Origin of the sequence: Rufibacter tibetensis (assembly GCF_001310085.1) — a bacterium.
GTDB classification, from domain to species: domain Bacteria; phylum Bacteroidota; class Bacteroidia; order Cytophagales; family Hymenobacteraceae; genus Nibribacter; species Nibribacter tibetensis.
The window spans coordinates 998,929-1,020,900 of sequence record NZ_CP012643.1; the positions used below are offsets into that span (position 1 = coordinate 998,929).

At 46.0% G+C, this 21,972-nt stretch carries 15 protein-coding genes; 8 read left to right on the plus strand and 7 right to left on the minus strand.

Annotation, left to right across the window (positions count from 1 at the left end):
* Positions 1-69: 69 nt before the first annotated feature.
* From DC20_RS03855 to DC20_RS03865, 3 genes are all read right to left on the minus strand, one after another.
* Positions 70-1,446 carry a sensor histidine kinase gene (locus DC20_RS03855; protein ID WP_062542631.1) on the minus strand — a complete coding sequence of 459 codons (1,377 nt, stop codon included), beginning with the start codon at positions 1,444-1,446 and terminating at the stop codon, positions 70-72.
* Positions 1,443-2,138, minus strand: a complete 696-nt coding sequence (locus DC20_RS03860; RefSeq protein WP_062542632.1) for a response regulator transcription factor — start codon at positions 2,136-2,138, stop codon at positions 1,443-1,445. The genes DC20_RS03855 and DC20_RS03860 overlap by 4 nt, the downstream gene beginning before the upstream one ends.
* 141 nt (positions 2,139-2,279) lie before the next feature.
* Positions 2,280-2,588 carry a DUF3817 domain-containing protein gene (locus DC20_RS03865; RefSeq protein WP_062542633.1) on the minus strand — a complete coding sequence of 103 codons (309 nt, stop codon included), beginning with the start codon at positions 2,586-2,588 and terminating at the stop codon, positions 2,280-2,282.
* 287 nt (positions 2,589-2,875) lie between these two features.
* Between DC20_RS03865 and dnaE the strand changes: the two genes are divergently transcribed.
* From dnaE to trxA, 4 genes are all read left to right on the plus strand, one after another.
* Entirely contained in the window at positions 2,876-6,511 is a 3,636-nt protein-coding gene (gene dnaE / locus DC20_RS03870; RefSeq protein ID WP_062542634.1) for a DNA polymerase III subunit alpha, read from the plus strand.
* Positions 6,512-6,844: 333 nt separating this feature from the next.
* Positions 6,845-7,813, plus strand: a complete 969-nt coding sequence (locus tag DC20_RS03875; protein ID WP_062542635.1) for a sulfatase-like hydrolase/transferase — start codon at positions 6,845-6,847, stop codon at positions 7,811-7,813.
* Between the two features lie 530 nt (positions 7,814-8,343).
* The gene (locus tag DC20_RS03880) at positions 8,344-10,056 is read left to right on the plus strand and encodes a CotH kinase family protein (RefSeq protein ID WP_062542636.1); all 1,713 of its coding nucleotides are present in this window, start codon (positions 8,344-8,346) and stop codon (positions 10,054-10,056) included.
* 304 nt (positions 10,057-10,360) lie between these two features.
* Positions 10,361-10,687, plus strand: a complete 327-nt coding sequence (gene trxA, locus DC20_RS03885; protein ID WP_062542637.1) for a thioredoxin — start codon at positions 10,361-10,363, stop codon at positions 10,685-10,687.
* A gap of 119 nt (positions 10,688-10,806) precedes the next feature.
* On the opposite strand, the gene DC20_RS03890 is transcribed toward trxA, so the two are convergent.
* Positions 10,807-12,738, minus strand: a complete 1,932-nt coding sequence (locus DC20_RS03890; protein WP_062542638.1) for a hypothetical protein — start codon at positions 12,736-12,738, stop codon at positions 10,807-10,809.
* Positions 12,739-12,901: 163 nt separating this feature from the next.
* On the opposite strand from DC20_RS03890, the gene DC20_RS03895 reads away from it, so the two are divergent.
* Positions 12,902-14,533 carry a glycosyltransferase family 39 protein gene (locus DC20_RS03895; RefSeq protein WP_169788153.1) on the plus strand — a complete coding sequence of 544 codons (1,632 nt, stop codon included), beginning with the start codon at positions 12,902-12,904 and terminating at the stop codon, positions 14,531-14,533.
* A gap of 90 nt (positions 14,534-14,623) precedes the next feature.
* Here DC20_RS03895 and DC20_RS03900 read toward each other — a convergent pair whose 3' ends face one another.
* The gene (locus DC20_RS03900; RefSeq protein ID WP_157593040.1) at positions 14,624-15,190 is read right to left on the minus strand and encodes a hypothetical protein; all 567 of its coding nucleotides are present in this window, start codon (positions 15,188-15,190) and stop codon (positions 14,624-14,626) included.
* Between the two features lie 71 nt (positions 15,191-15,261).
* On the opposite strand from DC20_RS03900, the gene DC20_RS03905 reads away from it, so the two are divergent.
* Positions 15,262-15,792: a DUF4385 domain-containing protein gene (locus tag DC20_RS03905; protein ID WP_062542641.1), complete on the plus strand. Its 531-nt coding sequence runs from the start codon at positions 15,262-15,264 to the stop codon at positions 15,790-15,792.
* A 110-nt stretch (positions 15,793-15,902) separates the two neighbouring features.
* Here the strand turns inward: DC20_RS03905 and DC20_RS03910 are convergent, their stop codons facing one another.
* Positions 15,903-16,538 carry a hypothetical protein gene (locus tag DC20_RS03910; RefSeq protein WP_062542642.1) on the minus strand — a complete coding sequence of 212 codons (636 nt, stop codon included), beginning with the start codon at positions 16,536-16,538 and terminating at the stop codon, positions 15,903-15,905.
* 310 nt (positions 16,539-16,848) lie between these two features.
* A complete protein-coding gene (locus tag DC20_RS03915) occupies positions 16,849-19,077 on the minus strand; it encodes a protein-disulfide reductase DsbD family protein (RefSeq protein ID WP_062542643.1) in 2,229 nt (742 codons plus the stop codon).
* A gap of 219 nt (positions 19,078-19,296) precedes the next feature.
* Between DC20_RS03915 and DC20_RS03920 the strand changes: the two genes are divergently transcribed.
* Together DC20_RS03920 and DC20_RS03925 are read left to right on the plus strand one after the other, a co-directional pair.
* Positions 19,297-20,607 carry a hemolysin family protein gene (locus DC20_RS03920; protein ID WP_062542644.1) on the plus strand — a complete coding sequence of 437 codons (1,311 nt, stop codon included), beginning with the start codon at positions 19,297-19,299 and terminating at the stop codon, positions 20,605-20,607.
* A gap of 647 nt (positions 20,608-21,254) precedes the next feature.
* The gene (locus DC20_RS03925) at positions 21,255-21,968 is read left to right on the plus strand and encodes an SDR family oxidoreductase (RefSeq protein WP_062542645.1); all 714 of its coding nucleotides are present in this window, start codon (positions 21,255-21,257) and stop codon (positions 21,966-21,968) included.
* The last annotated feature ends 4 nt before the right edge of the window (positions 21,969-21,972 follow it).

Sequence of the window (21,972 nt, forward strand, 5' to 3'; positions counted from 1 at the left end):
TGTTTCAGGACTGTTTTTGGAAGAACAGCTCTGAAACAGCAGGCGGCATTTAGCCACAATAGATTTTAGTTACCCGTGAAACATGGCATTAGGGAGGAGAATCCTGAACTCTGTCCCGGCGCCTTCACGAGTGGTGATGCCAATACTGCCCCGGTGCAGCCGGATGATGTTTAGTGACAAGGGCAATCCTACCCCGTGACCTTCAAAATCAGTGGTATTTGAGGCTCTGAAAAATGGAACGAACACGTACGGCAACTCAGCCTCTGGAATCCCGATGCCTTGGTCTTGCACTACTACGTTGAGGGTGTCTTTACCGGTCTCAATGGAAAGGCGCACCTCCTGGTTATGAGAATATTTACAGGCATTCAGGACAATGTTGCTGAGAGCCAGCTTGAGCAAATTTTCGTTGCCCAACACCTGCAACTGAGCTTCCTCTGAGGGCAAGGTGCTGTAATCTATGGTGATCCGGTTGCCGGGGTACCGCTGATCTGCCGACTCTTTCACCAACCAAAGCAACTCATCAACCCTCACAGGTTCCCAATTCTGCTTTTTGCCGTCAAACCCGCTTTGTGCCATGCCCAGCAAACTGGTTAAAATATCCCGCAGCACGTCGGCTTCCTGTAAAATCACTTCTATAGACTGCCGCTGTTCTGCAGACAATCCTTTGGAGCCCAACACCAGTTCAGCTTCGCCTTTGATAATGGTCAGCGGTGTCCTGAGTTCATGGGAGGCGTTGCTCACAAAGTTATTTTGGGTTTCAAAGGCCGTCTCCAAGCGCGTGAGCATTTCATTAAAAGTGAGGGCCAACTCAGAAAGCTCATCTTTGTTTTCGCCGGGGTCCAGCCGCAGGTTCAGATTCTGCGCCGAAATACCTTGTACATTCCTGATCATTTCCCTGATAGGTTTGAATGTAAGCCAGGTGAACCGCCGCCCCACCAGATACACCACCACTATTGACACCAGAAAACCTACCAGCAGAATGCGGGTTAACCGTGTAACATCGCGCAACCAATAGGGCTCTTTGGCTGACACCGCCACCAACCAGTTCTTCCCGTGGGCTCTTTGCAACCGACCCGCGTAAAAAGTACGGTTTGCGCGGTGCCGGCCACTCCCCTGCCGAAGCAATTCTGAGACAAAGGCTTGTGGCAAATTTTGGGTTTCTGGGCTAACCAGAGAGTTGAAAGAGGACACTTCCAACAGGTATTCTTTCTCTGAAGGCAACTTCTCCAAGTACTCTTGCCGCAGCTGCTGAATTTGCCTTGGATCCTGGCCGGTACTGTTCTGCAACCGGGTGTCTGCGGTAATGTTTACCCGGGTTTCCAGGCGCCGGTAGAAATCTTCAAAGGCGTAGTGGTTGGTAAACACATAAATGAACCCGCTGAAGAGCAGAATAATAAGCGAGGTTAGCAGGGAAAACAGCAGCGTGGCCCGGGTCTGTATGTTCATGCGCCCTCTTCCTGTTTGAACACATAGCCCATGCCTATAATGGTGTGAATGAGCTTAGTTGGGTGGTTCTTGTCTATCTTCTTGCGCAGGTAGTTGATGTAAACGTCTACCACGTTAGTACCCAGGTTAAAATCTATGTTCCAGACATTCTCCAGAATCTCAATGCGGGAAAGCACAATATTCTGCCGCTGTATTAAAAATTCCAGCAACCGGTATTCTGTAGCCGTGAGGGTGATAGCCGCTCCGGCTCGGGTGACGGTTTTGCTTTGGGTATTGATTTCCAAGTCGGCAATAGTCAGCAAATGCTTGGAAGATGGAATGCCGTTCTGTCTGCGACGGGCAAGCGTTCTGATGCGAGCCCCTAACTCCCCAAAGTTGAAGGGCTTGACCAGGTAATCATCGGCCCCGCTGTCTAACCCCGTAACAATATTTTCCGGCGAGTCAAGGGCGGTCAGCATGAGAATGGGCGTATCCAGCTCCTGCTGCCGTAACTTTTTACAGACCTCTACTCCGCTCATTTCGGGGAGCATGATGTCCAGAATGATGACGTCAAAGGTAAAAGACTGCGCCATTTCCAACCCGGTAGTACCGCTCATGGCCACACTTACCTGATATCCCTCCTGTTTAAGCCCCCGCTGGAGCATATCGGCTAGTTTGGCTTCGTCTTCCACCAATAAAATCTTCAGACCCATAAAACTTATGTGTTTAAAATTCAGTGAAAGGGAAACAGCTCACCACAAAGGTTGTTTTAAGACGCGGTGCCGTTCCTGACCATGGAGAAGAAACTTCTTCTTTTCTTTTAAGGCCGTTTTCCTTAAAACGGCCTTAAAAGACTACTTTCTGCGCTCATCATTCGCTATTTTCTTATCCAGCACAAAAGTGCCGAAGGGAATCAGAGAGGCCACAAACGCCATGACCACTTTCCCGAAGGACCAATTATACTTTAGCCATACCTGCACTAACAGGGCCACAAACAAGATAAACAGAACTCCGTGCGCCCAGCCTACATATTTCTGCACTTCCGGAATTCCTCCCATACGTTTCAGAGGCATGGCAATGAATAACAGGATGATGTAGGAAATACCTTCCAGTATGGCAACTGTACGAAAACGGTCTAAGGGGGTATTGAAAGAGAAATGCATAACTACTTTGGTTTAAAAGCACAAAGGTACACCACACCCTATTAACCTCCTGCATCTTCTTTTAGCTTATGAACTGTGTGTTCAATGCTAGCTTCACTACCCTCCTTTCCTTCCTTTCTGTTTAGGACCTGACTTTCAGAAAACAAGCCCTAAACCCCTCCGTCAACAGCAACTTTTCGCTCCATCTCCGGTGTTTTCTTTGTATCTTCGTAGTCCGTTCAGGCGGGTTTTGGAAGGAGTTCCCATTCCCTTCTATCTCTTACTTTTTACTCTTAATTACCGCTTCCGTGCCAGATTTTTCCCACCTCCATACCCATACCCAATACTCGTTGCTTGACGGGGCCGCCAGCATTAGCGGGCTTATGAAAAAAGCCTCTGCCGATGGCATGAAAGCCGTTGCCATGACGGACCACGGCAATATGTTTGGGGCGTTCAACTTTGTGGCCGAGGCCAACAAGTACAACGTGAAACCCATTGTGGGCTGTGAGTTCTATCTGGTAAACGACCGCCATCAGAAATCCTTTAGTAAGGAGCAGAAAGACGTGCGCCACCATCAGTTATTGCTGGCTAAAGACCAGGAAGGCTACCAGAACCTGGCCAAGCTCTGCTCCTACTCCTACATTGACGGCTTGTACAGCAAGTGGCCGCGCATTGACAAGGAATTGCTGATGAAGTATTCCAAAGGCCTCATTGCCACCTCTTGCTGCATTGGTGCGGAGCTGCCGCAGGCGATTCTTTGGAAGGGCGAGGAAGAAGCGGAGAAACTGCTGCAATGGTGGCTGGATTTGTTTGGCGAGGACTTCTACATTGAGATCCAGCGCCACGGCCTTATGAACATTGACGGCACCGGCAAAAGCCAGGAAGACGTGAACCAGGTGCTGCTCAAATGGGCCATCAAGTACAATGTGAAGGTGATCTGCACCAACGACTCTCACTACGTGGAGCAAACCGACTGGAATGCGCATGACATTCTGCTATGCGTGAACACCGGTGAGCAGGAAAGTGTACCCGTAGGTGATTTCCAGACGCAGTACTTCCGGTTGATGTCGGGTAGCGGCGAGGTGATTTATGACACACTGTCTAACATCCGGAACACGTACGGCCACGACGAGAACGTGCGCCGCATGCTCTACCGTATTGAGGAAGAGCAGCAGAAACCGCGCCCGCAGGACCGTTTCGGATTCCCGAACGACCAGTTCTATTTCAAGTCGCAGGCCGAGATGAACCAATTGTTCGCTGACGTGCCATTTGCCATAGACAACACGAACGAGATCGTGGACAAGATCACGCCGCCCAAGTTGCAGCGCGATATCCTGTTGCCCAACTTCCCGCTGCCCCCGGAGCACCCCACCGCCGACTTGTTTTTGCGCCACCTCACCTTTGAAGGTGCCAAGAAACGCTATACAGATATTACCCCTGAGGTAGAAGAACGCCTGAACTATGAATTGGGCATCATTGAAACCATGGGCTTTGCGGGATATTTCCTTATTACCCAGGATTTCATCAATAAAGGCCGTAGCATGGGCGTAGCTGTGGGTCCGGGCCGTGGTTCGGCGGCAGGTTCTGCCGTGGCCTACTGCGTGGGGATCACGAACATTGACCCCATTAAGTACTCGCTCCTGTTTGAGCGCTTCCTGAATCCTGAGCGGGTGTCCATGCCCGATATTGATATTGACTTTGACGACGTGAACCGCCAGCGCGTGATTGACTACGTGGTAGACAAGTACGGCAAAACGCAGGTGGCCCAGATCATCACCTTTGGTACCATGGCTGCTAAATCGTCTATCAAAGACGTGGCGCGCGCCCTGGATTTACCTCTTGCTGAAGCCAATGAACTCGCCAAGATGGTACCGGAGGTGCCCGGCACCACCTTGGCCAAGGCCTTCATAGAATCACCTGAACTCGCTGCTATTAGAGACGGCAATGATTTACGGGCCAAAACCCTGAAACTAGCCGAGAAACTGGAAGGCTCAGTTAGGAACACCGGTATTCACGCGGCGGGGGTAATCATCGCGCCAGATGATATTACCAACTACATTCCGGTTTCCACGTCCAAAGACTCTGACTTGTTGGTGACGCAGTTTGATGGGAAAGTGATTGAGAGTGCGGGCATGCTGAAAATGGACTTTTTGGGTCTGAAAACCCTGTCCATTTTGAAAGACGCCATGGCCCTCATAAAGCGGAACCACGGCGTGGAGATTGACATTGACAATATTCCGCTGGACGATGAAAAAACCTACGCCTTGTACCAGCGCGGCGATACCATTGGGACGTTCCAGTTTGAGTCTGAGGGCATGCGGATGTACCTCAAGGACCTGAAGCCGACCAACATTGAAGACTTGATTGCCATGAACGCCTTGTACCGTCCGGGCCCGATGCAGTTCATCCCGAACTTCATTAACCGGAAACACGGCAAGGAAGAAGTGGAATACCCTCATGAGCTGCTAGAGCCGCTTTTGAAAAACACCTACGGCATCATGGTGTACCAGGAGCAGATTATGCAGACGGCGCAGGTACTAGCGGGCTACTCCCTGGGTGGCGCCGACTTGTTGCGCCGCGCAATGGGTAAGAAGGACATGAAGAAAATGGCTTTGGAACGCGAGAAATTCGTGGCCGGAGCCAAGGAGATTCATGGCATTCCGGCCAAGCATGCCTCTGAGGTATTTGACGTGATGGAGAAGTTTGCGCAGTACGGTTTTAACCGCTCGCACTCCGCCGCTTACTCCGTAGTAGCCTACCAGACCGGTTACCTCAAGGCCCATTACCCGGCTGAATACATGGCCGCCGTGCTCACCCACAACATGAACGACATCAAGAAGGTGACGTTCTTTATTGAGGAGGCACGTAAGCAGCAGATTCAGGTATTGGGACCAGACGTGAACGAATCCATCCACCAGTTCAACGTGAACCAGCAAGGTCAAATACGTTTCGGGATGGGTGCGGTGAAAGGAACCGGTGAAGCCGCCGTGGAAGCTATCATTGAGGAACGTGAGAAGAGCGGCAACTACTCTGATATATTTGATTTCGCGAAGCGCGTGAACCTGCGGGCCGTGAACAAGAAAACCTTTGAAAGTTTGGCCCAAGCCGGTGCTTTTGACTCGTTTGAACGCTATCACCGTGCCCAGTACCTGGAAACCCCGGAAGGTGAAAGCATCAACCTGATTGAAAAGGCCGTGCGCTTCGGGAACCAATTCCAGGCCGAGAAAAACGCTGCCCAGCAATCCTTGTTCGGCGGTGGTGGAGCCATTGACATGCCGTTACCAAAAGTACCAGACGTGCAGCCCTGGACGCTGACCGAGATGCTGCGCCGCGAGAAAGAAGTAATCGGGTTCTACCTCTCCGGTCACCCGCTGGATCAGTTTAAATTAGAGATTGACTCGTACTGTACCTGTAGCTTAGATAGAATTGCTGAGTTCAAGAACCGTGACGTGAACGTGGCGGGTATCATCAGCAATGTGGTCATGCGTACCGGTAAAAACGGGAACCCATTCCTGCTCTTTTCGCTGGAAGACTATGATAACACCATGGGCTTGGCGCTGTTTGGGGAAGACTTCGTGAAGTTCTCGCCTTACGTGAAGGAAGGCATGTACCTATTTATCAGGGCTAAAGTGACCTTACGCTACAAGTCTGAGGACCAGTGGGAGTTGAAGCCTATCTCTATGCAGTTACTGAGTGACGTGGCTGAGAAGATGGCTAAAGGCGTACGCATGGACATTGACATCAGAAACATAAACGCCCTATTGATTGATCGGTTGGAAGAAGCCGCCGTTAACAGTCCAGGACAGAAGAAATTGGAACTGGTCTTAACAGAGCCGGGCGAACGATTATCAGTGGAACTGTTCTCCCGCCGCTATCGCATTGACCCGAAGGCATTTTTGCAGAATGTGAAAGACTTGGAAGTAGCTACTTGTCAGTTGATATAGCTAACCTACTAAACTTGCACCATAAGTAAAAAAGGAGTCCCTGCTAGTTAGAAATAGCAGGGACTCCTTTTTTATTTAATACCATCATAGAACAAACCTGCTTAATAAGTAGAATTAAATCTTATATGATAAGAGTGATTTAAATTAGAATTGCTTATTTGTAATAATAAATTATTCGCAACTATCTGGCAAAAAGTGAATCTATCTATTACGAATTACAAAAGGCGCTTCGGCTTACTTGACGATTGACCCGGCTCATTCAACGAAAATAGTTACACCTTATAACTTAATAACTGTTATTTACGTGTTACATTGAATATAAAGCAAAACACTATGAAAAAAGCTTGGTACTCATCCCTAATAATTCTAGTATTATTTAGCTTCTTCATGTCATGTACTTTACAAGACGGGCTTCATACTAAAGGGGTAGATGAGTCTCCAATATCATACAAAACAGAGAACGTCATTATCGTCGTGATAGATGGACCTCGCTTTTCAGAAACATTGGGAGATAGCACAGGTACATATTCTCCTTTTTTAACAAAAGATTTCCTTAAAGATGGTGGCCTTGCGCTAACAAACTTTTACAATGATGGATTTACCTATACTAACTCTGGACACGCTGCTATATTAACAGGGTTTAGACAAGAAATTAGAAATGATGGAACAGAGCTTCCACAAAGACCATCCATCTTTCAAGCATGGCTCAAACATACTGGTAAACAAAACAAAAGTGCTTGGCTAGTAACTAGTAAAGGAAAATTAGACATTTTAGCTAATACCCAAGACTCAACCTGGCATAACAAATACTTACCATCAACAAGTTGTGGCATAGATTCAGGCAAAAGAAACAGAGGTGATTTACTTACGTTTGATGAAGCTTTAAGTATTTTAAAAACAGACCGGCCTAATCTTATGCTCATTAATTTAAAAGATCCTGATGTTGCAGGACATCAAAAAAAATGGGGAAATTATCTCAAAGGCATTCAACAATCAGACTCATTAGTTAGTGTATTATGGAGTTTTTTGAAGAATGATCAAAACTACAATGGTAAGACAACTTTGTTAGTAACGAATGATCATGGAAGGCACACTGACGGAATCTCTGATGGCTTTATAAATCATGGAGATGGTTGCGAAGGCTGCAGACATATTACTTTGTTTGCAGCTGGCCCAGATTTCAAAAAGAACATTAAAATCAATACACTTTACAGACAAAGAGATATAGCTGCTACAGTAGCTGAATTATTAAACTTTAAGCTTGCAACTGAAGGTACTGTTATGCAGGACCTATTCAAGTAGAGTTTATATAGCAGATCCATACATAATCTTTATAATCAGGTAGTTTACTATAAAAAAAACATATTCTATTTTCTTATCTAAATTTGGGAAAACCATCTACCTAATCTTTTTAACCTTCATATAATCCACTAATTTTTACTTAACCATCTATGAACTGTCAATAATGACAGTTCATAGATGGTTAAGTACCTCTTTCCTCGACCTCTATCAACAGCAAAATACACTAAACTACAAACCATCAATCATCTACTATAATCTATTAGAATAATTATACTTCTAAAAATTATTATTTTTTTCAACGCAACCTTCATCAATATTCCAAATAATATAATAATATTATAGCTTCATAACCATTAAGGAGGGATTATAGATAATTTTATAACTTTTCTTATAATACCATTTAAAAAATCAATAAATGAGGTTAGGTATAGCATAAGCATCAAATTCTTATAAATAATAAGAAAAGCCTTTTTATCTATATCTAGCCATGTAAGCTATCTCAGAAATTATTACCATAATTAATTTAAGCTGTGTATCAAAAAAAAATATCCTTACTTATTTTATTCGTTGTTTCTATTCTTTCATTTTATGAAAGCTTTGCTGGTGAAGCAACAACGATTCCTGCAAAGTTTTATACTATTGATCAAACAAATAAGTTGATTTTAATCAATCAAGATATAAATACAATTAACATACAAGACGAAGGGGAAAAACAGGACATTATACTTGACAAAGTATATTCTTTAGTTCAAAGTGTTCCCGAATTTGAAGTTGGAAAATCCTATGATATTATCTTAAATCAGGAAACGTATAAACTTTTCTTTACAGAATTGCCAATCGTAAAAATTTCAACAAAATATGAGATTTGGGATGCTCCTGCAGTACATGCTCTGTTCCAAATAGTAGAAGCAAATGGCAATATAAAAGAAAGCGATATTGGCATTGAAATCCGTGGGGCTTATACTCAAACTCTTCCTAAAAAATCCTATGAAATAAAAATTTGGTCAGACGGGACCGGAGAAGAGAGCCAAGATGTTAAGTTCTTAAACATGAGAAAAGACAACAGATGGAATTTGCAAGCGATGCACAATGAAGAACTTAGAATCAGAAGCACTACATCAAACTACTTGTGGAGGGAGATTTATAAACCATACTACTTAGACAAAGAACCAGAAGCCATCAACGGCATTAGGTCTGAGTATGTTGAATTATTTATAAACAATGAATATAGAGGAGTTTATGCTTTGTCCGAAAAAGTGGACAGAAAACAACTAAAACTTAAAAAATACAAAGATGAAATAAAGGGTGAACTTTATAAAGGTATATCGTGGGGGGAAGTCAATACTTTTAACAAGCTTTATCCATTTGAAAACTCAAAAGATGTATGGGGAGGATTTGAGTACAAACACCCTGAAGAAAAGATTGAATGGAATAATCTGTACAACTTCATTGATTTTGTAATCAATAGCCCAGAAAGTCAATTTCTTGATATTTACAAAGAGAAATTCGACCAAAAGAATGCTATAGATTATTTTATATTCTTAAACCTCCTGTGGGCTGCTGATAACACAGGAAAGAACTTATACATAGCAAAATATGACAAAGGTGAACCATACTTTTTCGTTCCCTGGGATCTAGATGGAGTTTTTGGCAGAATGTGGCATGGCTTGCCAACTGAGGAGACCAATGTTATTTTAACAAATGGGTTTTATGACCGTTTGTTAAACGATTGCTCTAGCAAGGGCTTTGGAGCAAAAGTCAAAGTTCGCTGGGCAAACTTAAGAAAATCAGTTATTACCCATGACCATATAATGAGGATGTTTCAGTTAAACCACGATTTTCTGAAAACAAACGGAGTGTACGATAGAGAATCAATTGCCTGGCCGGAGTTTCAGTACAATCCAAATGAGTTAAGCTATATGTCAACATGGCTGAAGAATCATCTATCATATTTAGACAACTTCTTTTCTAACAATTGCCCCTCTTTGCCATCTTCAAATGAATCACTTTCAGTATCTATCACCCCAAATCCGGCAAATAACTACCTAAAAATAGCTGTAGATGATTACTCCTCACCTTATAGATTAACAACAAAAGATATATATGGAAGAGTTGTTTCTACTACGCTTGTAAACTCTGATACATACATACTTCAAACCACTACTCTCTCTAACGGTATATATTTTCTTAACCTTCAGCAAGGCAAAACTGCCACAACAAAGAAAATAATGGTATCTCATTAGAATCGGTTTATCCCGTTGTGAGTTTAACTATGATAAAAAGACGTTGCAAAGCATGAGGTGGTACGTCTACATCTCTTGCCATTCTGTCATAGGTTCTTCTTTCGTGCTAAGTCCCAACCTTTTCCCCGAGAATTAGTAGATATACTAGTTTTTGACCTTTTAAGCGACAGTTCCCGTTGACGGTTTCCTTTAGGATATTGACAAACCTGCCACAAAAGGGCTAGATTTACTTCTCAAAACAGATTTGGTTCTATTTTTGAACCTAAGGATTTAACAAGTTTGATACTTTTATAAAAAGATAATTATGGCACATAAAGCAATCGAGATCACCGATGCCAACTTCGAGGAGATCATCAATTCAGATAAACCTGTTCTTGTAGACTTTTGGGCAGAGTGGTGTGGACCTTGCCGCATGGTGGGTCCGGTAGTAGAAGAACTAGCCGGCGACTATGAAGGTCGTGTAGTAGTAGGAAAAGTGGACGTTGATGCCAACCCACAGACTTCTGCCAAATTTGGTATCCGTAGCATTCCAACCCTGTTGGTTTTCAAAAATGGACAAGTAGTTGACAAACAAGTAGGTGCTGTTCCTAAAAACGTATTGGCCCAGAAATTAGATGGCCAGTTAGCGTAAGCATCCCTGCTCTTTTATACAAATAAGAAAGCCGCTCCTATACAGGGGCGGCTTTCTTATTTTAGGGTTGTTTCCAGAAAAACGAGGTTGAAACAACTTCCTGATTTATCATATAGGGGCTACTGACACCCGCACAGGTTCTTTTCCGCGGCACAGATATCGGCGTAGCCTTGGTCCAGTCTTCTAAGGAAGCCCGTGAGCCGTTGGTTGTGTTCCCGCACCGCATCTACTTTCATATCTTGGGGAGGTGTTTTGGAAAGCGTATCCAGTTCTTCTATGAGTTTCCTGAGCTCAATCTTCTTCTCGTAGAGGCGTTGCACGTAATCTGGCAAAGACTCTGCTGGGTACTGCGTTTTGAAGGCGTTTTCTATACAATCGTCTTGTTTCAGGTAGGTGATTATTTTACGTTCTACCTGCCCGTTTAACTCCTGCAAGCGGCTTTTCTCTTTTTGCAATTGCTGCTCTTCCAACCTCAGGTTGAACTGACGGGCAGCCTGTTTTACTTCCTCACGGCAGCTACGGCATTTAGTTGAATTGGCTTTCTCCAGCAGTGAATTCCGGAAGGCGATATTCTCCTCAGTAGGCGCCAACTCTCGCAGGCGGATAACCTCTCTCGCGTACAAATCATTATACTGAGCCGACTCTAGGCGGTTGAGGTGCCTTGAAATACCTTCTCCCTCCAGCGTGCTGGCCAGAAACTCGGGGTTAGGCAGCTCCACTGAGTACAGCTTGTTCAGGTACTGTTCCCGTTGGGCTACGGTATAAGACCGGGCAGTTTCCTGATCCAAGTCTAATAATGTATTCACCATGTCTTTCCCGTTTTTCAGGTTGAAATCAGATTCCATGTAAGAATCGGCGCTGGCCAGAATGGTATTGTACTCGCTTTTGAAGATACGCTGGTAAGAATGGTTGCGCGAGAACTCGCGATCACGCTGGTATGCCAAGGTCTTCAAACGCTTATAATCCTGAATCACGGCGAACAAAGTCTTGGCGTTGGCCTCTGGGCTATTGTTCTTGTAGTTGAGCCGGTAGTTGTTCAGGTTTTGCTTCAGGTCACTGAAGTTCCGCAGAAACTCCACAAACAGCTTTTCCTGCTTATAGGCGTCTTCGGTGACTAACCCCGCCGTGAAGGCCTGCTCTATCCGGATGCGACGTTTCTCTATGGTCTCTGAGGTGATGTCACTGCCGGATAGGGCATCCATGCGGTACAAAGATTTGTAGTTGGCCACCACCAGCACCGGATAATCTTTGTAATTCAGGGCTGCCTCTAATTTCTGCCGTTCAAATCCCTGCGGACTGTTGCTCAGCAACTCTGTTAAACGAGGCGTGCGTAAAGCGGGCAGTTTCGCGAAAGAAGGTACAAAGATGTACACCCTTACTGAGTGCAGCCGGGTATCAAAGTTCTGACCTTCATACAGCCTGATGGTGGAGCTGAACTTATATTCTTTACGTTGGGCAGCATTTCTAATCAAGTGCCCAAACTCTCCCACCAAAGACAGCATGGCAGCTTGTGGAGTCATCAGCTTTGAAATATTGGTAAGTTGGTTGGCGATGATGTTGAAGAAGACTTCGCGGCTGTCTGAGGTAAAAAGCCTGGCTTCTACGGTAGCGTCTATGTTGCGCTCATCAGAGGCCAGGGGCAATTTGTCAATGATCCTGATGGCGTCAATGTTATCAGAGATACGGGTTGCGTAATTCTTTTTGTCTGTGGCGGGCTCAAAGGCAAAGTTGTACAGGGGGTATACGATTGGTTCCTGCCCAAAAAGCTTGGCGTTTTTCAGCTGCGCCGAAATAAACAAAGATTCAAGGTTGATGTAATCGCGCCGGCGGGCTTTGGTGGTGCCCTGTTCCAGTTCATTAATCACTCTGGAGAATTGCCCGGCATTGAGCAAATACATGTCAGTGGTGAGGTACTGCCATTCATCGGTGAACTCAAATTTGTCCAAGTAATTGTATCCCAATCGGGTCTCAATCCTGTCTTGCGCCTGTCCGGTAAAAGTGCACAGCAAGAGAAAAAGCAGAAAGGAGCGTGCAAGGCTTCTTGGCTTCATGTATCTGGGTTTTAATGGTGGCTGTTCCTAAGTAACGCATTTAAAGCGGCATGCGTGTGCTACTCTACAAAGTTCGGTTGTAATTTGCCCAAAGCCAAAGGAATAGGCAGTTGCTTTGCCAGTTGTTTCTCCCGACCTTTCCTCTTTCAAAGAAAACACCCCAGTGCATTCAATTATCCTATTCCTGCAGCGCTTCCTCTCTTCTCCCCGATTCTGGTTTGTGGCGGTAGTGGGCTTTACCCTTTTGTACTATTTTGCGGAGCACGAGGGCTTTTATTACGCGGATGACGGCTCGTACAGTCTGTACGCCCACCAAGTGCTACACGGAGGTTTTCACTTTGATGACTATTCTTTTTGCCACCGCTTCATGGTGTTTGTACCCACCACATTGTTTTACTGGTTATGGGACCATAACATTTACACCACCACCCTTTGGCCTCTGCTCTGCACTTTGGGAACGCTGCTTTTGCTGTATCTTACCTTTCGGAAGAAGCATCCGGTGGCAATTTCCTGGGCGCTGGTGTTATTAGGGCTGTATTATTTTCAACTGAACACCTCCAACTACCTATACCCAGACAACATCCTGCTTTTCTTTACCACGGCCTGTCTGCTGGTGTTATACCGGGCCAGAAACCCTCTGCCTTCGGTTAAAGAAGAAGTGTATTGGGGAATGGGGTTTGCAGTGCTGAATTTATTGGCTTTCCTCACGAAGGAAACCATTGTGTACACCGTTCCTTTTTACCTTACGCTATTTGGCTACCAAGCTTTCCGCCGACAAAATTCACGATTTTGGTTCACAGCGGCCGTAACCGGAATTTTGCTTTTGGCAGCTTATTTTCTGCTCTATAAAATTTATTCCGGCGATGCGCTCCAACGGTTATATGACATAAAAGCCACCAATACCGCCGAAACAAAACAAGCGTACTTAGATACCAGATCTGCCACGCTTTTCCCACGCCTCACCTATGGGCCATTTCTCTTTTTTATTGGAACCGGACTAGCTATCCCGTTGGCCATGGCAGCACTTTTCTGGATGAGCAATTCTAAGAAACAGCCCTTCTCTTTAAGTTCTCCCATTTACTTCTGGCTTATTGCCATGCTAGGCATGCTCTTGCCTATCTGGTTTGGAACTGCTACAGTTGATTTCTACAAACCCATGCCCTTGGTACCCCGCATGTTTCACCCTCTGCTTCCGGCTTTCTGTTTGCTGGCTGGGTTAACAATGGAGCAAGTTTGGAATAAGAGAATCGCGTTTCTTTATTTGGCTGTTGTTTTTGGAATAAGTACGCTGCTAGTTAGCCAGAACATGGTGGTTATGTACCTGCCTCTTACCCTCTTTTTCGCGGTTCTGTTTTTCTGGAATCGGTCGTGGCCCCATTGGTTAGGATTGCTGGCGGTGGCCGCGGTTTTATGCATTAGACCGGTTTACTTTATGATTAAGCCTACCGTGTCTTATTATTTTGAACAAAAAGCACTGGTAGACCAACACCTCAACCATGAGAACGGAAGACATGTGGTACTAATGGATTCATTTTTACTAGAGAAGTTTGATTTCTTCTATGGGTTTCAAGTGCCTAAAAACTATACATTCCAGGAATATTCCGCTTACCTAAAGTCTGCACACCCAGCAACAGACTCGGTGTTCCTGCTGATCAACAACGGGGTACTGGAGCACCCAGAGCTGATGCTTACGCTGCGGGAGAAAGACATTCTTCCGCTGTTTCCATCAGCCCAGCTGATAAACCAGAAAGGAAAAGTTAAGCTCTTCATGCTGCCCAAAGATTCACTCAAATAAACTAAAAAGAGGCCGGAGCATTTCCGGCCTCTTTTGATAAAAACATAATCAAACCTGAAAGGAACCCCTTCGCAGAAAAAGCATTGGCTTCTATTGTCCTTCTTGTTCTTTTTTGATGCGCTGATAGTCTTTCAAATCAGCTCTGTTTTCTAATGCCAGGTACTCTGCTTGGAGGGCTCTGATCTTGGTAGCATGCCGCAGGATGATGTCTCCATGCAAAATTTTCTCCCGCTCGTTCAGGCGTTGGTAAATACCATTGGCATAGTCCCAATCTTCCATGGTCCAGACGTCTTTGCGGGCCCGCACCTGTTGTAGAAAATGGGTGTAAGCATCTTTCAATGAATCAGCGGATACCTGTGACAGATACCGGTAGTCGCCCAGTAGTTCTTGTTCCATTTGCTGCTGTTTGCCTTTCACCGGGCCTCGGGCTCTTCTGATTCGTTCCTCGTCTTTGCGACGTGCCAAGGCGGCTCTGGCTTCTTTCGCTTCTTCCTTGGTTTTATTGGCCAGTTGGTCGGCCCGCTCATCTAGTTTATCTATCTCACGATTGGCTATTTCCTTACGTTCATTGGGCGTAGTATTACAGGAGGCTATACTTAGCATTACCCCGGCAAGGAGCGTAAGGAAACCCAAAGGCAACAGAGATGCTCGTTTCATAGTAGAATTGGTCATATACCCTACATACGCAAACAGAGCCATTGAGGGTGCTACAGGGTTTTGAAAGGTATATGGCAAAAAACGGCTTTAATTATTCACTAGATTTTAAGAGCGTTAACTTCCGGGAGAACCCTGAACTGTACCGCGTAGGCGTGGGAGAACAGGGGGTGCTGCTGGTAGAGCCTTACAAAAGCGAAATCCTGCCCCATTGGCGTTTTAAAAACGTAGAGGTTGCCACAGCTTCGGCCGAGAAGATATTCACCATGTTTGAAGATTACCTCGCAAAGCAGGAGTTCGTAGGGGCCGACATGGCCCGCAAGTTTCTGCAGATGGGCTTCACCCGCGCCCGGCGCTATGCCAACCACAAAGGCGGCAGAAAGTACGAGGTTTCCCCTGAAGCTCATAACGAAGGACTGCCCTACCCCTACTCTTCTGGCAGCGCGAATAAAGGCAACGAAGTGCTTCCGCAGGAAGCCGATGCTTTAACCAATGAGAAAGCTCAGGCAGCCGCCGTTTTCAAAAACTACTGGTTTAAAGCCAAAGACCACCCGGAGTATTTGCGACAGAAACAGGAGTTTAGAAATAGATATTATGAGAAGTGATGTTTAGAGACCGTTTTCGCTAAACAGCTTTATAAACAGATTATGCTCTTTTTCCAAATGATAAAGCGGCCTTACACAAAACTGAATCCTGCAGAAGGACAGTGAAAATGTTACTTATTCAGCTTTTTAGATTCTAAGGCGTACCAAGAGTTGTATTCTTTAACTATTGCATCAATAAAAGCAAAGTTGAATTTTCCTTTCATACCTGACACCCGACTGTGGAGAGCAGGATTAGACTTAACCAACGTTGCCAATGTATTGATTGCCTCCTGTTTGTCCCATAGCCCAATAACATTAACATTATAGTAATCTGACACATATAAATCTTCACTGTCAGCAATTTCAAAGAATACATGGCCGGGGCTTGAAGCATTATAGGTGTGAATAGGTAAAACATGGTATAAGTTGATTTTTCCTTTTTGTGTTACCTCTATTCCAGTAGCCTCCTTAAATAATTCAGCATCCTCATTAGACCTATAATGGTAAAAGAACACAGCTCGTTTTTCAGACACATTGAACTTGCTCATTTTCAAAGTACCCTTATGAAAATAAGCCTTGATTTCTAAAGGCCTAAATTCTACTTGTTTCTTTTGTCCGGCAGCTCGGAAGACTATTTTATCACCGGGGGCATATGTTACTTTTCCTGCTATAGAATCGCCGGAGACTGTAATAATGTAATCAGTTTTCTCCTGCGCCTTCAAGGCTAAAGAAAATAACATCACTAAAAGCAAGTATAGGTACTTCATCAATTAATGTAACAAATCAGGAAAGCTAATATATCAAGTTATCGTGATACAAACCTAAACTATCACTATATTATGAGGACAACTTCAATGAAAATCTAATAGGCGAAGCAGAAAAGCTTTTTTACCAATCCAAGCACTCTTGCTATCATCTATATATAATAAATTTGAGGTGCATAAATAAGATTTGTAACTATAGTGCATTCTCCTAAGGTGAGTAACAAAGTGTTTGAGGACCTTTCCCGTAAAAACAGCCTGTAAACAGAAAAGCCCCGGACATCCGAGGCTTTTCTGTTTACAGGCTGTATGAAGTTTACTGCACCTGTCCTTGACGGGCTTTGAAAGCAGCTACTCCGGCATCTAAAAACTTGATAAAGTTCTGCACGTTGGACTCATAGGCGATGGGCGTCACCAATGAATTCTCATTTGCATCCATCAGTACATAATAGGGTTGTGCGTTCACATTGAATTTGGTGATCTGGTAATCGGCGTACTTCTTGCCCAAAGTGGTTTTCTGCTTCTGGTCATAGGTGCTGGTGTAGTGTTCACTTTGCGGAAGTTCGGTTTTGTCATCAACGTATAGGGCCACAATCACGAAGTTTTCCCGAAGACGTTTCAACACTTGAGGGTCTGACCAAACATTAGCCTCCATCTCACGGCAGTTCACGCAGCCGTGTCCGGTGAAATCAATGAAGATGGGCTTGCCTTGCTCCTGGGCACACTTCTTGGCTTGCTCCAGATCAAAGTAGCCTTGCAGATTATGGGGCAGTTTCAGAAAATCAGCATACTTGGGTGGCTCACAAATGGTGCTCACCGCACTTTCACCGGCTGTACCACCCGAGACCATGTTGAAGTCCTGGGTAGACTGTGGCGGCAGGTAACCGGCAAGCGCTTTCAGCGGAGCGCCAAACAAGCCGGGCACCATGTACACCACAAAGCCGAACGTAGCAACAGCCAGCAACAAACGTGGCACTCCCAGGTAAGGCAGGTCTGAGTCATGGGAGAATTTGAGTTTCCCAAGCAGGTAGAAGCCCATCAAGGTGAAAATCACGATCCAAAGGGCCAGATATACTTCACGGTCCAGAAGGCGCCAGTGGTACACCTGGTCGGCGATGCTCAGGAATTTAAGAGCTAAAGCCAGCTCAATAAACCCAAGGCATACTTTCACAGAATTTAACCATCCGCCAGATTTAGGAAGTGAGCTTAGCCAGTTAGGAAAAATAGCAAACAAAGTAAACGGCAGCGCAAAGGCCATGGAGTAGGCGAACATGCCGGAGATAGGCTTCAAGGTCTCTCCACCCGCTGACATCACCAGAATGGAACCTACAATAGGCCCGGTGCAGGAAAAAGAAACCAGCACCAACGTAATGGCCATGAAGAATACGCCATAATAACCACCTTTGTCTGCCTGGGCATCGGCTTTGTTTACGAGCCAGTGCGGTAACGTGATCTCAAACATGCCTAGAAACGACATTGCGAAGAACAGGAACACGGCAAAGAACAGCACGTTAGGCAGCCAGTGCGTACTCAGGAAATTCGCCACCTCTGGACCCGCCAGCTTTGCTACCAGGGTCCCAATCAAGGTATAAAAAGCGATAATAGACAAGCCGTACACCAACGCTTTCAGGATTCCTTTTAACCGGGTGGCGCTTCCTCCGGTGAAAAACGTCACTGTCATAGGAATCATGGGGAACACGCAGGGCGTGAGTAAGGCCACCATGCCAGACAAAAAGGCACCCACCATAAATTCCCAAAGGCCAATGGGAACGGCCGGGCTAGAAGCAGCAGTTCCTGCAAGAGTAGCTTGAGCTTCGGGCAAGGCAGGGGCAATAGTGGTTCCGCTGTCAGTAGCTTCCGGGAAAGCTGCTACAGGCGTTTCTGTTCCCAGTAAGGAAGTATCAGAGGAGATTGGAGTATTAGCTGTTGCGTTAGGCGAAACAGCTGGAGAAGCAGGAGTGGTAACACCAACACTGGCCGCAGGAGCGGCGACACCAGGTACAGAGCCGCCTTGGTTGGCGCCTGTTCCTGATGGTAGGGTTGGAGCCGGAGCTGCCCCGGGCAATACTTTGATTTGGGTAAAATTGAAATCTCCCTCGCCTGGAATACACTGTCCGCTTACTTCAGAACAAACCTGAAACTCGTAGCTACCTTTGATCACCAACGCAGGCTGCAACACTTTCACCCGCTGCCGGAACTGAGCCGTTTTGATGAAATAGGTGTATTCGCCGCCCCATGTCTGGTCAAATTTCCTCTTCGGGTTTACCGGCTTAATCTTGCCCACCAACGCGTAAGAAGGGTGTTTCTGGAAGGTGAAAGTAGTGACAATGGGACCCAGATCCGGGTCAAAATCTGAGGAGTAGAGATACCAATCAGGGATGATTTTGGCGTTGAAGATGAGTTCCACCTCCTCGCCTACCTTCACTTCGGGAGCGGACACGTCATGGCTCCATGTGGAAGGTTTAAGCACCTGAGCCTGTGCTGCCAACACTAAAAAGAGCAACGGCACCAACAAACCCCAAACGCGTTTCCAAACTATAGTCATTAGATTCTTTCTTTCATCAGGTAAAGTGCGGCAAATTACTACAAATACCCCGTAAACCCGAATGCACCAGGTAGGGGCCGGTTGTAAATGGAAGGGCAAAGCCTACTTTCTATCAAACTTCACGTACAGGAAACGAGTTCAATGACTTTGATAGTGCTGATAAACCATTAAATTTGACGCAAGCGCTCCTTTTCCACCCCTAAAGGTTCGCACCTCCCTATGATCCTCAATATTCTTCTTACCATTCTGCTGGTTGCTTTGAATGGTTTTTTTGTGGCCGCTGAGTTTGCCCTGGTAAAGGTCCGGGCCTCACAGATAGAGCTTCGGGCGCAGGCTGGAAATCAGCTGGCCAAGATTGCTTATCACATGATTGGTCACTTAGACGCTTACCTTTCTGCTACCCAGCTAGGCATCACCCTGGCCTCCTTGGGTCTTGGTTGGATTGGCGAAGGCGTGGTATCTGAGATCATTATTGAAATCATGCACGCGTTTGGCGCTGCCCCAGACCCGGTATTGGCGCACAAAATTGCGCTGCCTGTTTCCTTTGCCGTGATTACCGTTTTACACATCGTTTTCGGGGAACTGGCCCCAAAATCACTAGCTATTCAGCGCCCAGAAGCTACTGCCCTGGCTGTGGCCATTCCGCTCCGAATTGTGTATTACGTTCTGCTCCCCTTTATCTGGATTCTGAACGGGTTCTCCAATTTCATTCTAAAGAAGATTGGCATCACGCCCATGCACGGCTCAGAAGTACACACCGCCGAGGAGCTCAGGTTATTATTTGAGCAAAGCGCTGAGAGCGGCGAGATTGGTGGCAGCCAACAGGAGCTGATTGAGAATGTGTTTGAGTTCAATGAGCGCATGGTGAAGCAAATCATGGTACCCCGCACCAAACTGGTGGCCCTGGACCTTGACTCTACGGAAGAAGAAATTTTTGAGGTGGTCTTCAACGAAGGCTACACCCGCATGCCCATCTACCGTGACACCATTGACAACATTGTGGGCATTATGTATGTAAAAGACCTGTTGGTGGTGCTACGGGCTGGCGAGCAGGTAAGCCTGGAAAAACTAATGCGCCCCGCTTACTTTGTTCCGGAGACGAAGAAAATCAGCCGCTTGCTTAAAGATTTCCAGCGCAACCGCATGCACATTGCCGTAGTCTCAGATGAGTTTGGCGGTACCTCAGGCATTGTCACCATTGAAGATATCATTGAAGAACTGGTAGGCGAAATACAGGACGAGTACGACGAAGAGGTACCGTTGGTAGAGAAGATGGGCGACTTCGAGTTCAAGGTGGATACCTCGGCCTCCATTCTGGATGTGAACGATGACTTACCTTACCCGCTCCCGGAAGGCGAAGATTACGAAACGGTGGGTGGGTACCTCAACATGATTTACGGCCGCATTCCTGAAATTGGAGAAACGGTGGTGCACGGGGTCTATGAATTCAAAATCCTGGAGAAAACCGATCGGAACGTGGCATCTGTGTTGCTAACGGTGACCGAAGACAAACGCGACGATATCTTATAAGGCGGTTTTTGCCTGATTTTGTGAAAAGCCCCTACATAACAGGTTTGTTTTGTAGGGGCTTTTTGATTGCAGAGGATGTGCATGCAGTTTGTTATTGCTGGCGTGGTGACTAGTTAATGCGGAGCCCTTATGCTTGGCAATTTCATCTTCTGCGGTAAGCGCTCACGCCCGCGAGGCCTCGTCTTCCCCTCTCGCACTGCCCTTTCGGCCTGAACTGTTTACTCCTCTAAGATTATGCCTATCTATGGCCAAAAGCGAGGCGCTCGATGGGAAGACTGGAACAGGGGAAGGTGGCAAAGGCTGTTTTCCTCTTAATCTTTTTACATGGTTCACCTCTGTGACTTGGACTTACCCCAACTTGAAGTGTGCAACTTCAGTTATGTGACCGCTCATACCTTAGCAAATACAACCTACACCCTTCCTGCGCGTTACTACAGCCAATGACTTTGACTAGTTCAACAGGTCTTGGAATATTCTATTTATATTCCTTAAGCCTTTCCAGAAAACCTCCGTATTAGTACCCAAAACGCATTTGCGGTTTATACCCTTAAAAATAGGAAACCAAAACCTGAGGAAGCTTTTGCTCGTTCTTTTGACTAATCAAAAAAGCAAAAAAGCTATATATTAATTCATCAGCATCTTCTTCTATGGTAGCAGCCTCTTCTCATCCTCAGACCTCCCTTGCCGTTGTAAGTGGCGGAGCGTCTGGTATAGGGAAGGCTATTGCGGAGCAATTAGCAGCGGCAGGCAAAAAGGTCATCATAGCCGATGTCACTACCCCGCAAGAAGAATCAGAAGCTGAGTATTTTCCCTGTAATGTAACCAACCCCGAGGATATTGCTGCGCTTTTCGCCCATATTTCCCAAAACTACGGAAAACCAGATATTCTGGTATGCTGCGCCGGTCAGGGCATTCAGGAAAAACTGACCGAAGGTGATCCCGCCAAATGGCAGCAGGTGCTTGATTTGAACATTATGGGCACATTGCGGCTCATCAGGGCATTTACGCCTGGCATGCTGGAGCAAGGCTCCGGTGACGTGGTCATCATCAGCTCAGTAGCCGCCGGACAAGCCTTTGCTTACGGCGGAGTGTATGCGGCGAGCAAAAGTGCCTTGAACGTGATTGCCGAAACGCTCCGGCTGGAGACCTTGCCTACCATACGGGTCATTACCATTGCTCCGGGCGTTACAGACACCAACTTCTTTGAGAACACAATTTCAGGATATAACACGGTAGAATCCATTGGGTACGGAGCTTTGAGCGCCGCCGATGTGGCCGAGACCGTGCTGTTTGCATTGCAGCAACCACGGCACGTCTCGCTGAACCACCTTACGGTACGCCCCACTCCGCAACCCTTTTAATCCC